Below are 14003 nucleotides of genomic sequence, written 5' to 3' on the forward strand. Positions count from 1 at the left end.
GTGGAGCCAGTGCGTCGCTGGATTGTGCTGGTACTCCTCACCGCGGTCGCGACGCTGGTGCTCGAGGTCGTCGACGTCGACGCCGCCGCCCTGTTCGCGGGCCTCGTGGTCGCGGGGGCCCTCGCCATCGCCGGCCGCGCCCCAGGCCGGACGGGCACCGAATCCGGAACCGCCCGAACACCGGCCGATGCCGACGAACCGATCGTCCCGCGGTGGGCGTTCGTGGCGTCGCAGGGTGTCCTCGGTGTCTTCATCGGCACGATGGCCGAGCCCGAGACCGTCAGCGGCCTCGGCTCGTCGTGGTTCCCGGTTCTCGTCATCGGCGTGGGCACCCTGGTCATCTCGATCGCCTGCGGCGCCCTGCTCGGCCTGCACCGCGACGTCGACCCGCTGACCGGCTCCCTCGCACTCGTCGCAGGCGGGGCGTCCGGGCTGGTCGCGCTGGCCCGCGAGTTCGGTGGCGACGAACGGATGGTCGCGGTCATCCAATACCTGCGCGTCGCCCTGGTCACCGTCACCATCCCGCTGGTCGCCTCGCTCGTGTTCGGCGCCGACGGGGATGCCGTCGCACCGGGTGCCGACGCGTGGTCGGCGGAGACCCTGCAGGGGCAAGCCTGGGGCCTGCTGCTCCTCGCGGTGTGCCTCGGCGTCGGGATTCCGCTCGGCCGGTTGCTGCGCATGCCCGCCGCCGGACTGCTCGGTCCGCTGGCGCTGGCCACCGTGGCCGAGCTGACCGGGATCGCCGGCTCGGCCGAGGTCTCCCCCGCCCTGCTCGCCGTCGCCTACGCCGTGATCGGCTGGCAGGCGGGACTCGGTTTCACGATGCCGCGGCTGCGGGCGATCGGCCGCGTCCTGCCCCTCGCGCTGGTGCTGATCCTCGTCATCGGCGCCGGCTGCGCCCTGCTCGGGGTGGCGCTGTCCGCCTGGACCGGCGAGTCGATGTTCGACTGTTATCTCGCGACCACACCGGGCGGCATCTATGCGGTGCTCGCGGCCGCGACCGGCGCCGGCGGCAACGTCGCCTTCGTGGTCGCCGCCCAGATCCTGCGCGTGCTGCTCATGCTGTTCGTCGCGCCCTTCGCCGCCAGTCTCGCGGCGCGGCGCTCACCATGACCGTTCCATCCGACTCGGCGGTTACGTGTGACCCGCGTCCCACGTAAAGTCGGGAAGATGAGCGGGGAATCGAACACCGACACCACATCCACTCCAGAACCGACTCCGAACGGCCGGCCCGGCGGGCACGGTCGCGAATTCGACGTCGTGGTCTACGGCGCCAGCGGCTTCGTCGGCGAACTCACGGCCCGGTATCTGGCCGACCACGCACCCATCGGCACCAAGATCGCGCTGGCGGGACGCAACGAGTCGAAGTTGACCGCCGCGCGCGAGCGTCTGCCCTTACGCGCGCACGACTGGCCCCTGATCATCGCCGACGCGGAGTCACCCGCCGCACTCGACGCCATGGTCGCGCGCACGCAGGTCGTCTGCACCACGGTGGGTCCCTACCTGAAGTACGGCGAGGCCCTCGTGGTGGCGGCGGCGACCGCAGGCACCGACTACGTCGACCTGACCGGCGAGGTGCCCTTCGTGCGCTACTCCATCGACAAGGTCCACGATGTCGCCGCCGCCTCGGGGGCCCGCATCGTCCACTCCTGCGGCTTCGATTCCGTACCGTCCGACATCACCACCTACGCACTGTTCAAGAAGATCGCCGACGACGCCGCGGGCGAGATGACCGACACCACCCTCGTCGTCGAGTCGTTCCGCGGCGGAATCTCCGGCGGGACAATCGATTCCATGCGAGTGATCGCCGAGGAGGCCCGCAACGCGCAGTCCCGACGACTCATGCTGAACCCACAGGCGCTGTCCAGCGGGCCGGGCGACGTGCCCCGGGTCAGCCTGTCCGACGAACCCAGCGACCTGTCCATCATCAACGCCAAGAAGGTCGACCCGTCGCTGCGCGGCACACTCGCCCCCTTCTTCATGGCGGCGCACAACACGCGAATCGTCCGACGCTCGAATGCTCTGCTGGACAACGCCTATGGCAAGAACTTCCATTACGCGGAGACGATGAGCGTCGGCAGCGTCCCCGCGGTCTCGACACTGCTCGCCGGTGCGGTCGCGGTCGGCACCGGCGCGTTCATGGGAGCGATGAGTTTCGGTCCCACGCGTCGAGTCCTCGACCGCGTGCTCCCGAAGCCCGGCGACGGGCCGAGCGAAAAGGCCCGCGAGAACGGCTATTTCGTGGTCGGAACGTTCACCCGGACCACCACCGGCCGGCGCTACCGGGCCCGGATGCGCGCCCAGGGCGACCCCGGATACAAGGCCACCGCGGTGATGCTCGCCGAGAGCGCGCTGGCACTGGCCCTCGATCGCGACCGCCTACCCAAGCGCTCCGGGGTCCTGACGACGGCCGTGGCGATGGGCGACGCCCTCATCGACCGCCTGCGCAACGCCGGGTTCAGCATCGACGCGACCGAGCTCACCGACTCGGCGCCGGGAGCGTAGCGAGCGGGCCGCATCCCACGCACCGCTGACCCCGATCCACCCAGACGCCACCCGATCGTGTTCTCCGCAGCCGTCCGGATCTTCTCCGGCACAGCAGGACTCGCGGTCGGGTGCCGTCGTTTCCGGGTCCGGAAAATTTCTGGCACTCTCCCCTCCAGAGTGCTAGACGAGCCACGGATCCGGTGCTATCTTCGTTGGCAGTACAGCGATGAACTGCTCGTCTGACGGGTGGCGAGCAGCCTTGAGAACAGGAGGTGAACTGCTGTGCTTCGTTTCGATCCCTTTTCCGACATGGATGCCTGGACACGAGGCATGATGACCGGTTCAGCGGCCGGAACCGCCCGCACTCCGCGATTCATGCCCCTGGACCTGTACAAGGTCGAGGACCACTATCTGCTCGTCGCCGATCTACCCGGCGCCGATCCCGGCTCCATCGACGTGAGCGTCGACAACGGCGTCCTCACGTTGTCCGCCCAGCGCAGTACGCCATCCGACGAGGGCGTGCAGTGGTTGACCAGCGAGCGCTTCTCCGGGACGTATCGCCGCCAACTGACCCTCGGCGACGCCATCGACAGCTCGGCCATCTCGGCGCGCTACGACAACGGCGTGCTCACCGTGACGATCCCGGTCGCCGAGAAGGCCAAGCCGCGACGGATCGAGGTCGAGAGTTCCGGCCGACCACAGGCGATCGAGACCGGAACGGTCACATAAGTCGATCTTGTTTGCCGACAACACTTTTCGCACGGCAACCGCGAGCTGACCGGGAGGTGCCATCGACGACGATTCATTCCGCTCCCTGAGGTACGAGGAGCGATAGCGACGAGCCTCGAAGGGCCTGGCGAGAAAAGTCACCACGCCCTTCGAGGCTCGCTTCGCTCGCTCCTCAGGGAGCAGGATCAGATTCGCTCGGCCACAGCATTTTCGGGCCACTCTGCGATCAGATTCGCTCGGCCACAGCATTTTCGGGCCACTCTGCGATCAGATTCGCTCGGCCACAGCATGTTCGGGCTGATCTGCGATCAGATTCGCTCGGCCGCAGCATGTTCGGGCTGCCTATCGATCTGATCCGAACAGGTCCACCAGCGGCGCGGGCCGTCCGAACAGGTAGCCCTGGGCGTAGTCGAACCCGAACTCCTCCAGGATCGGGAGCACCTCTTCCGATTCGATGCCCTCGGCCACCATCTTCACCCCGGTGGCGGCGGCCATCTCGCCGATCGCACGGACCACCGCGCGGTCCGGGGAGCTGTCGGCGAGTTGTGCGATCAGGGTCCGGTCGACCTTGAGGACGTCGACCGGGAGATCGCGGACGTAGCGGAGTGCCGAGAAGCCGGCACCGAGGTCGTCGATGCAGATGGTGCAGCCGAGATCGTGGAGCGCGTCGATCGCCCGGGAGGCCGACGTGTCGACCCGGATCGCCTGGTCCTCCCGCACCTCGACCCACACCCTCGACGGCTCCACACCGTGCCCGTCGATCAGACCGTGCACGTAGGAGACGAGCCCGTCGTCCCACAGCTGCTGCCCGGACAGGTTCAACGAGACGAACGTACCCGGGCCGACCTTGTCGGAGATCGTCCCCGACAGGTCCCGGATGGCTTCCCCGATGGCATGCCGCCCGATGGGAGCGAGCAGCGAGATCCCCTCGGCCACCGAGAGAAACGCGTCCGGAGCCAGAACGCCGGACTCGGTGTGCCAGCGGAGCAGTGACTCGTAGCCGACGACGCGCCGGTCGGGCACCGCGACGATCGGCTGGTAGAAGACCGAGAAGTCGCGCTCGACCGACCTGGTCAACCAGCCGGCCAGATCGACCTCGGCCCGGATGTGGCGCTGCATGGTGGGTGTCGCGAATGCGACAGCCCGTCGGCTGCTGAGCGCGATACACAGCGCGGCGTCGGCATGGCGGACCAGATCGTCCTCGGAACTCGCCGCGAGCTGCTCGTCACCGACGGCGACACCCATGCACACGTCGAGGAACCAACTCCGATCGCCGTCGCTCACGGTGTGGGCGCCGAGTTTGGTGCGAGCGGCCTCGATCAGCGCGTTGCGCCCGAGTTCGTCGGCACCGGCGCCGGTCCACGGAAGGTAGATGAGCCAGTAGAAATACGACCGTCGATGGAATCGGGCCTGCGGACTGATGGGCATCAGCACCTGCTCGATGAATCGCTCGGACGCCGAGGCCGCGGCCTCGTAACCGTAGGCCACCACGGCTCGGTGGTACGGGTCGACCGACACCGCGATCACCGAGCTACCGAGCGTCAACACGACGTCATTCGCTGAGCACGCTCCACGTGCCACCGTCCGATCCCCCGGGCGGCGCCGGGGCGCCGCAGTTCTCTACCGCGGAGATACTACTCAGCCGGCCCGCTCCCGGGAAGAAGACGACCCGGTACCGGTGTGCGGCCCGTGCGACCGATATGACCGTTCTCACATTCCTCGCCGGCGCCGGTCGCCAATCCGGTGACAAAAGTGACCCGTCGGGTCCGACAAGGGTTGACACATTGCTTTCTAATCAGGAGTTCAAGAAAGCCGGGACCGGCCCCAGCGCCGATTCGCGACTCATTTCGACAACTCTGCTAACGATTCCGGGAGAAGCCCCAAAACTGCTGGTAAGGTACTTTCATTGCCTATGCATAGGACACCGCGGTGCGATTTTCGCCAAGGGATTCTCAGTTGCATTTAAGCGAAGTTCGGCGAACAAGCGGTTGACTCCACAGCCGCCGACGGAAAGCGGTCGTGGTTGATGGCGTTGATCAGGAGGGTGCTCCGTCGCTACGACGCCCGGTCGATGGCGACGCTGATCAGCACCGGCGGTGTCATCCCACTCCCGGTCATCAGCGTGCTCGCGCCCGAGACCCTCTACCCGGGCGGGATGCCGATCCTGCTCACCATCTGGTCGTTCATCGCGGTCGTCTTCGCGGTGACGGCGATTCGCGCCCGGCTGACCGATCTCGAGTTCGCGTTCCTCGGCGGTCTGGGCATCGTCGGGATCTGCGGCACCTCGATGATCCTCGCCTCGCCACGTTCTTCGACCCTTGTCCTGGCGATCGTCGCGGTCATCCCCGCGATCGGCGCGATCTCCGCCACGACCCGGCTCATCTTGTCCCACCTGGCGCTCGCGGTGGTGTGCGCGTCGGTGGTCCTGGGCGTGACCACGTCGTCCGTTCCGGAATACCTGATCAGCTTCGGCGCGATGCTCGGCCTGATCGTGGTGCCGGTCTTCCTCGTGGTCGCCTTACGGAAATCGATGGAAGCCGTGCTCGACCAGCAGACCCGCCTCGTCGGGATCGATCCGCTGACGGGCCTGCTCAATCGCCGAGGATTCCTGATCCGTGCGTCGCAACTGCTTTCTGCCGCACGCTCGTCCACGGGCTGGATCGGCATCCTGCTGCTCGATGTCGACCACTTCAAGCGGATCAACGACCAGTACGGCCATCTCGCCGGTGACGGGGTGTTGCTGGCAGCATCGGCCGCGATCCGGGAACACGCCCCCGTCGGTTCGGAGGTGTGTCGCTACGGCGGCGAGGAGTTCCTCATGTTCCACGTCGTCCACGATGCGGACGAGCTGTGGCTCAGCGCCGAACGCCTACGTGCCGCCGTGGCCGCCGCCGCACCGGTGACCATCAGCGTCGGCGGTGTCTGCGCGCCGCTGCGCGTCGCGGGCGACCACCTGGTCTCCGGTCACTTCGAGACCGCCTTCTCCACCGACGACGTGATCGGCAATCTCCTCGGACAGGCCGACGACTGCGTGTATCAGGCGAAGGAGAACGGCCGCGACACCACCGTGATCAAGTCCATCGACGAGGTGATCTGGAACGACGGGGCACCGAGCGCGCATGCCGCCGACGCGGAACGAACGGTGTCACCGCCGTCGGCGAGCCTCTACGAGGTGTTCTACCGCCGGCCGGCCGACTTCGTCGACATCGACAGCCGCACCAGCGGGCGTTGAGTCGTCACCGCCTGGAGCTCGTCGGCCTCCCGCCGCATGCGGCGCCAGGTCTCCGGACTGGTGAGGCCGCTCAGCCGGGCACGATCCCACCACATGAGCCGGGTGCGGTAGCGGTCGTCCGGAAACGGCGTCGCCGGCACCGACTCGTCGACGCGTCCACCGCCGGACTGCCAGCGTCGCAGTACGTGGTCGGCCGCGGTCGCCATCATGGCGTCGACCCCGGACAGCTCCATGATGACCAGTCCCAGCCGCGACAGCTGCCCCGCAACCGAGCCGGCGATCGGCGAACGCTCGTCGACCCAGGCCGTCTTGACCTCGACGATGCCGCCGTGCAGACGCTCTTCGATGGCGTTGACGAGCTGCACCTGACCAGGCTGGCCGGCCCATTCGACCAGCGCATGGGACTGCGCGGCCGCGTCGAAACGGGGCTGGACCCGCAGGCCGCCGACGACCTTGCCCTCGACGTCGAGCACCGCGAAGAACATCGCCGTGCCGTCGCCACCGGCGACCTCGTCGTACTCGAGCGCGGCCGCGCACCCGTGGCGGTGGTAGGACAGGTCCGCGCCGGACAGGTACTCGTGCCAGAGTTCGGGTTCGGACCGCGGGCTCGCCACGACCACCGAGTACTCCGTCCCGGTTTCGGGCGCGACCGCTCGCAGCATGCCGGTACGAACCTGATCATTGGTGGCTGACATCTTTTTCATCGCAGTATTGCCTTCCGGTAATTAGGAAATTTAGAGACGAGATCTCCCCCGACCCCGCGTGTAATGCTGCCACAGGGGCGCATTTATGCACTCCGACAAGCACACTTCTTTTCCCCGAACCGCCGCATTGACGGTTGGCGTCGTGCAATCCCGTGCGACACGATGGGTGTATGAACACGCCGCCGGACACTGCCGCCACCCTCTACTCACCGGACGAACTACCCGTCGAGTTGACCGCGGAACCCGCCCTGATCGTGTCCGACATCACCGGGCGCACGAGCCGCGCGCTCGACGAACTCCTCCCGCCCGCGGAGCCGGCGCTGCGGGACGAGAGCCCGCGTTTCGCGCACTTCCCCTGGCGCAACGCTCTCGTCAAGATCCCCGGTCCGCGCACGTTCCGGCGCCTCCGACTCGACCGCAACCGGCACAAGCTGACCGCGGCTCAGCAGGCCGCCGCCGGCGACCTCCGCATCGGTGTCGTCGGATTGAGTGTGGGACATGCGATATCGCTCACACTGGCACTCGAAGGGCTCGCGGGCGAAATGCGTCTGGCCGATTTCGACGAACTCGAACTGACCAATATGAATCGAATTCCGGCGACCCTCATGGATATTCACGACAACAAGGCCGTGGTCGCCGCGCGGCGCATTTCCGAGATCGATCCATATCTCACCACCGTCGTGTACTCGGGGGGAATAACAACCGAGAACATCGATCAATTCCTCGACGGGCTGGATATTGTCGTCGAAGAATGCGATTCCTTCGATGTGAAGGTGCTCGTCCGCGAGAAGTGTCGGTCGCGCGGAATTCCGGTCCTGATGGAAACCAGCGACGGCGGAACACTCGATGTCGAGAGGTTCGACCTCGAACCGGAGCGGCCGCTTTTCCACGGTCTGGCGGGCGATCTGCAGATCGAGGATCTCGTCGGACTCGACCGCGCGGCCCTCACCCCGCTGGCCGTCCGGGTGCTCGAGCCGACGAAGGTGACCGCACCGATGGCGGCGTCGGCCATCGAACTGGGCCACACGGTGACCGCCTGGCCGCAACTCGGCGGCGATGTCCTGCTGGGCGGTGCGACGGTGGCGGCGGCGGTTCGCCGCCTCGTCCAGGGCAAGTCGCTGCGTTCGGGACGCGTCCGCTTCGATCGTGACTCCTGGCTCGACGGTCTCGAGGACCCGATCGGCACAGCCGTCGCCGACGACGGTCCGCAGGCGGCGCGCAGCACCGAACCGCTCGCGTCGCCGTGTGAGGACTCGCGCGTCGAGGCGATGGGCGACCGCGAACTCGTCGTGCACGCCGCGAGGCGTGCGCCGTCCGCGGGCAACCAGCAACCGTGGGAGATCACCTCCGACGACGACACCGTCACCATCACCCTCGACCGCACGCGCACCTCGACCCTCGATGTCGAGCACCGGGCATCGGCGGTGGCGGTCGGTGCGGCGCTGTACAACGCCCGCGTGGCGGCGACGGCACGCGGGGTGCTCGACGACATCGAGATCATCGACGACGCAGGCACGCTGGCCGGTCGGGCACGGTTGAAGGGCCTCGACACCGGCTCACGGTCGCCGGACGCGGAGGCGGAACTGAGCGCGCTGCTCGCCCGCGGGACCCGACGCGGCGTCGGGGACGGGTCACCGCTGTCGGAGGCGGACCGCAGTCGGCTGCACGCCGCCGCCTCGAGTGACCGCACGCGCCTGCTCGCCCTCACCGACCGCAGGGACATCGACCGCTACGCCTCGATCATCTCCCGGTCGGACCGCGCCCGGTTCCTGACGCCCGAACTGCACCGCGAGATGTTCCTGGAGCTCACCACCGACCCGGCTGCCGCCGAAGGCATCGACGTCGCCTCGCTGGACCTGCCACCGGCGATGGCGGGCATGCTCGACGTGCTGCGCCGTGCCGACGTGATGGCCCTGCTCGACGAATGGGGCGGCGGCACCGCGCTCGGCGCCGACGCCGGCTCACGGGTCGCGTCGTCGTCCGCGGTCCTCGTGTTGGTGCAGCGGGGCACGGCAGCGGTGGACTATCTGCGCGGGGGGATCGTCGCGGAACAGTTGTGGGTGGCCGCCGAGCGACTCGGCTACGCGGTCCATCCCATGACGCCGACATTCCTCTATGCCGACGACGACGAGACCGCCCGCGCGCTGTCGAGCAATCACGGCGACGAACTGGCCGCCCTGCGTCGCGAGATGCTCGAGACGTGGCCGCTCGACGCCGACGAGGCGCCGACCATCGTGATGCGGCTCTCGCGCGCGGACTCGCCCGTGGAGGTCAGCCGGCGGTTGCCCGTGCGCGGGTGAGCTAGGCCTGCCCGGGGTTGAGCTTGATGAACAGCGCGTCCATCTCGGCGCAGAGGCGGTCACCGTCGTGGAGGGTGCCCTTGATGAACACCTTGCGGCCCTCGATGCGGTCGGCCCACGCGTGGATACGCAGCGGCGTGTTCAGCGGCGTGATGGACCGGTACTGCACGTTCAGGTAGGCGGTCCGGCTGACGGCCTGGATCGCGACCGCCGACGCGAAGCCGCCGACGTCGTCGAATGCGACCGCCACGTGCCCGCCGTGTGCGGCGTTGTTCCCGCCGAGGTGGAAATCACGGAACGTCAGCTCGGCGATGACCCCGGTCTCGGTCAACTCCTTGACCTCGTACGGCGGCAGGGTGATGTTGCCCCGCGACGGCAGGTCGATCCGGGTCCCGGCCGGTGAATGCCATTCGTCGATCCGGACCTTCGCCAGCTTCTCGTTGACGGCTGTGAGGTGGTCGATGAGTTCGTCCACGAGCGCGTCGTCGGGGCAGGCGTACCGAGCGTTGTCCATGAGCAGCCGAACCTGCTCGCTGAACTCTCCGTAGCGTGGGCCGCCGCGCTCGGTGGTGACGGCCGTGTGCGCCCGGAAACCACCTTCGTGCGGGTCCTCTTCGACGGCCTCGACGGCGCGATCGTTCGCTTCACTCACCGATCAACCGTATAAGAGGCAGCGACGTCGGAGCCTAGCCGGTGTCGGTCTTCCGCCCGGTTCGTCGGCGGTCGGCCAGATCCACGCAGACCCCTCCGCGGGCCAGCCGTCGCGTGGACTCCGGGATGTAGTCCGGAACCCCGCGCGGTCCGCGCTCTTTCTCGTCTCGGATTCGGACCGCCCTCCCGACGATCACCGCGACCGCCGCGGACAGCACACACCACGCGCCCCCGACGATCAGAATCCACCCCCATACAGCCATACGAACAGCTAAGCACCCAAAACTGAGATTTCGGTGATGTTGGGGCGACGGCCGACCACAGTCCAGTACTTGAATGCAATCCGCGTCGGAGTTGTGTCGACTTCGTGACCTCTGCTCACCAATCCACGCGGCGTCGGCCGCGGGGAACTCCCCGGACGTGGCGTCGATAGGCTGATTCCATGACTGCCACGCCAGAAACCACGGGGACGCCAGGCACCCAGGACTCCGCCGACCAGCCCTTCGACCCGGCGTCGTGGGCCGCGGTGCCCGGCTTCGACGACCTGACCGACATCACGTATCACCGCCATGTCGGCGAGGGGCGCGAGCACGGCATCGTGCGCGTCGCGTTCGACCGCCCCGAGGTCCGCAACGCCTTCCGACCGCACACCGTCGACGAGCTTTATCGCGTCCTCGACCATGCGCGCCGGACTCCCGATGTCGGCACCATCCTGCTGACCGGAAACGGCCCGAGCCCCAAGGACGGCGGGTGGGCGTTCTGCAGCGGCGGCGACCAGCGCATCCGCGGACGTTCGGGCTACCAGTACGCCACCTCGCACGACGACGACGTCGCAGCGGCCGGCGCCGACACCGTCGACGCGGCGCGGGTGAAGGCCGAGGGTGGGCGGCTGCACATCCTCGAGGTCCAGCGACTCATCCGCACCATGCCCAAGATCGTCATCGCCGTCGTCAACGGCTGGGCCGCCGGCGGTGGGCACTCCCTGCACGTCGTGTGCGACCTGACCCTCGCGTCCGCCGAACACGCCCGGTTCAAGCAGACCGACGCCGATGTGGGCTCCTTCGACGCCGGGTACGGCAGCGCCTACCTCGCCAAGCAGGTCGGGCAGAAGTTCGCGCGCGAGATCTTCTTCCTCGGGGAGGCCTACGACGCCGAGACCATGCACCGGATGGGTGCGGTCAACCGCGTCGCACCGCACGCCGACCTGGAGACCACCGCCATCGAGTGGGCGCGTCGGATCAACAGCAAATCGCCGACGGCGCAACGCATGCTGAAGTTCGCGTTCAACCTCACCGACGACGGCCTCATGGGCCAGCAGGTGTTCGCGGGCGAGGCAACCCGCCTGGCCTACATGACCGACGAGGCGGTCGAGGGCCGCGACGCCTTCCTCGAGAAGCGCGACCCGCGCTGGGATGATTACCCGTACTACTACTGAGCCACCACTACTGAACTACTACCGAGGCGGGTGCCCGAGCGTCCGCCGGCTGCAGGCCGCGAGTTCGCCGCGGAACGCGGCCGGCGGGTACGTCGATAGTTGCGTCGACCGCCTTGACCGGATTCATCGGGCATCGGCGGGCAAACCCTCGATTGGACCCCGTCGGCCAGGCATCCGGGGTCGGGTCCGGGTGAAATACGTTGTCTGTCAATGGTTCACCGAGACCCACGTGCGCTGATGCCGGCGCATCCATCGGGTGTTGTGACCGCCCAGATGCTCGACTCACCACGCGACTGTGCTTCGTGTCGCGCGCCTCAAGTCGGTGAGGTCTTGGCGTGGGCGTGGATGCCTTCGGACGTCGCACACGATGCCATCTTGCGCGGATGTGCCCTTGCAACCGTTTTATGACGTCGAGGAGATCGGCGCAGCCGTGACGGCTTGTAGCATCGATCAGCCACGACGCCCTTGGCTACCTCCAGTGCCGCGAACAGCATCGTGGTGCCGTTTCGCTTGCGGTCGCGAGTCGCCTCTGCCGCTACCCCCCCAGTCGCATCGGCAAGATCGGTGGCGTCCGGCTCAGCTTGGACTTGGCTACTCCCCAACTCGGGATCAGCGGAGAACGTGAACGTTTGCCGCCGCCACGGTGGCATCACCGTCACCGACTTGGGCCGCGCGCAACCGTGTGGTCCAGTGCGTCACCGCAACCTGACTGACGGCGGCTCCACAACCGCGACGATACCTCGGCGCAATCGATAGGTTTCGACCGGCGGACACGCACTCGCAATGAAGTCCTTTAACCCTTGCGCGACACACGGATCGCACCTCCCGACATCCTCGGTACCGCCAGCTCCGCACCGCCTCCGACGTGCCCCTTACCAGCCGCCACCGACAGCACGGACCGAGACCGCTCCACCAGAACCGAACCCTTTGCCTGCGAACGAGCCCAGGGGCGTGCGAGCGGCCGCATCTGAAACGGGCGTGACTTCTGTTCACTGATGTTGCCAGACGCGTCTAGAGTTCCTGAATACGACTCAACAGCAACATATTTCGCGATGATCAGGCTGTGGAAACACCTCGTCATCGAATGAAATGTTCCGGTACCTTGGAGTCATGCCAGAGCTCACCACCCTCCTCGACCAGCTCATCGAGACCACCCCTCCCGCCGACGACCCCACTGGCAGAAAGACATTCGACGCTCTCAACACCTTGCGGTTGCTCCGCAACACCATCGATCACCAGATCGTCACTCACGCAGTGCAACTCGATGAACTGGGCGTCGCACAGAAGGCCGGTGGGACCACCAAGAAGGTGTTGATCGAGATCGGTTACGCACCCGCTGCGGCTCTACGTGCCATGCGAAGCGTCGACGCTCTCCCCACACTGCCCACCCTGGCCCGTCACGCCGCCGACGGACGCCTGTCGAGCGAAGTCACCGACGCCATCATCCGCGGCATGGCGCAGATCGACAAGCGCTCGCCGACAGCGCTTTCCGACGAGGAATGCGCCGGTTACGAGCTTGCTCTGGTCGGTCAGGGGCTGTCGGGAGCAACACCGGCGGAGGTGGCGAAGTACGCCCGCGGTATCGGCAACACCATCGCCAACGCCTCCGAGACCGGCATTCCCGCCGCCGACGATGCATCGCTGAACACGGTCAACGCCCACACCACCGATGACGGACGCGTCGACATCCGCGCCGACCTCACTCAGGTGGTCGGCGAGAAGTTCCTCTCGATGATCGACGAACGGTCCTGCCCGAGGCCCGAACCCGACGGCGCCGATGATCGACGCTCCGCTCAGCAACGGCGCGCCGATGCGTTCGAGTTGATCCTCGACCAAGCCGCACTCGGCGCCACCCTCGACTCGGTCGGTTCACCACGGACGCAACTGTTGGTGACGATCCCTGCCACCGGCGCTGATCCCGCGTCCCTGCCGTGGACCGGAACGGTCAGTGAGGCCGTCGCCAAACAGGTGTCGTGCGACGGGTCGCTGACGGAGATCGTCCTTGACGGCGAAGGCGTACCGCTGCAGATGGGGCACACCCACCGACTGTACCCGCCGCATTTACGCAAGGCGGTTATCGTGCGCGACCAATGCTGCGTCAAATGCGGTGCACCACCGTCACATACGCAGGTGCACCACATCGCGCACTGGGCCGACGGCGGTCCCACCGACCTCGACAACGGATGCCTGCTCTGTCAACGCTGCCACACCCAGGTCCACCACCACGGCTGGGACGTCGTGATGGGTTTCGACCGCCACCCCTGGCTCGTTCCGCCTGCCACCATCGACCCGCAGCGACGTCCACTACCCGCCTACAACCGCCGCACCATGCGCCTGGACGACGCGGCCTGACCAACCGGGCCCGCCCACCACACTCTCGCGCAGCACCTTCCGCACCCGGGCGATGCCCGGGATCGCTTCCGTCCCTTGACAACTCCACAGTGATACCGCTCCAGTCCGTCGCG

General features: G+C 67.4%; 11 protein-coding genes. 7 read left to right on the forward strand and 4 right to left on the reverse strand.

Annotated features, from left to right (window positions below; genetic code table 11):
- Window positions 1-9 precede the first annotated feature (9 nt).
- From AB4Z55_RS22435 to AB4Z55_RS22445, 3 genes are all read left to right on the forward strand, one after another.
- On the forward strand, window positions 10-1113 hold the full coding sequence (locus AB4Z55_RS22435) for an AbrB family transcriptional regulator (RefSeq protein WP_369520577.1): 1104 nt from the start codon (window positions 10-12) through the stop codon (window positions 1111-1113).
- A 57-nt stretch (window positions 1114-1170) separates the two neighbouring features.
- A complete protein-coding gene (locus AB4Z55_RS22440; protein WP_354560537.1) occupies window positions 1171-2505 on the forward strand; it encodes a saccharopine dehydrogenase NADP-binding domain-containing protein in 1335 nt (444 codons plus the stop codon).
- 264 nt (window positions 2506-2769) lie between these two features.
- Window positions 2770-3216, forward strand: coding sequence for an Hsp20/alpha crystallin family protein (locus tag AB4Z55_RS22445; RefSeq protein WP_014925585.1), 447 nt, complete (start codon window positions 2770-2772; stop codon window positions 3214-3216).
- A gap of 342 nt (window positions 3217-3558) precedes the next feature.
- On the opposite strand, the gene AB4Z55_RS22450 is transcribed toward AB4Z55_RS22445, so the two are convergent.
- On the reverse strand, window positions 3559-4764 hold the full coding sequence (locus AB4Z55_RS22450; RefSeq protein WP_354560538.1) for an EAL domain-containing protein: 1206 nt from the start codon (window positions 4762-4764) through the stop codon (window positions 3559-3561).
- A gap of 478 nt (window positions 4765-5242) precedes the next feature.
- Here AB4Z55_RS22450 and AB4Z55_RS22455 point away from each other — a divergent pair, with 478 nt between their 5' ends.
- Window positions 5243-6448, forward strand: coding sequence for a diguanylate cyclase (locus AB4Z55_RS22455; RefSeq protein ID WP_239450666.1), 1206 nt, complete (start codon window positions 5243-5245; stop codon window positions 6446-6448).
- Here the strand turns inward: AB4Z55_RS22455 and AB4Z55_RS22460 are convergent.
- The gene (locus tag AB4Z55_RS22460; RefSeq protein WP_248645536.1) at window positions 6394-7110 is read right to left on the reverse strand and encodes a hypothetical protein; all 717 of its coding nucleotides are present in this window, start codon (window positions 7108-7110) and stop codon (window positions 6394-6396) included. The genes AB4Z55_RS22455 and AB4Z55_RS22460 overlap by 55 nt on opposite strands.
- Window positions 7111-7322: 212 nt before the next feature.
- Here AB4Z55_RS22460 and AB4Z55_RS22465 point away from each other — a divergent pair, with 212 nt between their 5' ends.
- The gene (locus AB4Z55_RS22465; protein WP_354560539.1) at window positions 7323-9452 is read left to right on the forward strand and encodes an Rv1355c family protein; all 2130 of its coding nucleotides are present in this window, start codon (window positions 7323-7325) and stop codon (window positions 9450-9452) included.
- Between the two features lies 1 nt (window position 9453).
- Here AB4Z55_RS22465 and AB4Z55_RS22470 read toward each other — a convergent pair whose 3' ends face one another.
- Together AB4Z55_RS22470 and AB4Z55_RS22475 are read right to left on the reverse strand one after the other, a co-directional pair.
- Window positions 9454-10104: a PaaI family thioesterase gene (locus AB4Z55_RS22470; RefSeq protein WP_064569585.1), complete on the reverse strand. Its 651-nt coding sequence runs from the start codon at window positions 10102-10104 to the stop codon at window positions 9454-9456.
- 34 nt (window positions 10105-10138) lie between these two features.
- Window positions 10139-10366 (reverse strand): hypothetical protein, encoded by a 228-nt coding sequence (locus AB4Z55_RS22475; RefSeq protein ID WP_180819350.1) that lies wholly within the window; start codon window positions 10364-10366, stop codon window positions 10139-10141.
- 179 nt (window positions 10367-10545) lie between these two features.
- On the opposite strand from AB4Z55_RS22475, the gene AB4Z55_RS22480 reads away from it, so the two are divergent.
- Window positions 10546-11538 carry a 1,4-dihydroxy-2-naphthoyl-CoA synthase gene (locus tag AB4Z55_RS22480; RefSeq protein WP_248644767.1) on the forward strand — a complete coding sequence of 331 codons (993 nt, stop codon included), beginning with the start codon at window positions 10546-10548 and terminating at the stop codon, window positions 11536-11538.
- A 1089-nt stretch (window positions 11539-12627) separates the two neighbouring features.
- Window positions 12628-13890: a DUF222 domain-containing protein gene (locus tag AB4Z55_RS22485; protein ID WP_369520578.1), complete on the forward strand. Its 1263-nt coding sequence runs from the start codon at window positions 12628-12630 to the stop codon at window positions 13888-13890.
- The last annotated feature ends 113 nt before the right edge of the window (window positions 13891-14003 follow it).

This window comes from Gordonia sp. ABKF26 (genome assembly GCF_041103195.1).
Classification (GTDB): domain Bacteria; phylum Actinomycetota; class Actinomycetes; order Mycobacteriales; family Mycobacteriaceae; genus Gordonia; species Gordonia terrae.

Coding starts and splice junctions, on each gene's coding strand:
- AB4Z55_RS22460 (WP_248645536.1), bottom strand. CDS start 7,110: ATGCTGCGAGCGGTCGCGCCCGAAACCGGGACGGAGTACTCGGTGGTC.
- AB4Z55_RS22485 (WP_369520578.1), top strand. CDS start 12,628: ATGTTCCGGTACCTTGGAGTCATGCCAGAGCTCACCACCCTCCTCGAC.
- AB4Z55_RS22475 (WP_180819350.1), bottom strand. CDS start 10,366: ATGGCTGTATGGGGGTGGATTCTGATCGTCGGGGGCGCGTGGTGTGTG.
- AB4Z55_RS22480 (WP_248644767.1), top strand. CDS start 10,546: ATGACTGCCACGCCAGAAACCACGGGGACGCCAGGCACCCAGGACTCC.
- AB4Z55_RS22455 (WP_239450666.1), top strand. CDS start 5,243: ATGGCGTTGATCAGGAGGGTGCTCCGTCGCTACGACGCCCGGTCGATG.
- AB4Z55_RS22465 (WP_354560539.1), top strand. CDS start 7,323: ATGAACACGCCGCCGGACACTGCCGCCACCCTCTACTCACCGGACGAA.
- AB4Z55_RS22440 (WP_354560537.1), top strand. CDS start 1,171: ATGAGCGGGGAATCGAACACCGACACCACATCCACTCCAGAACCGACT.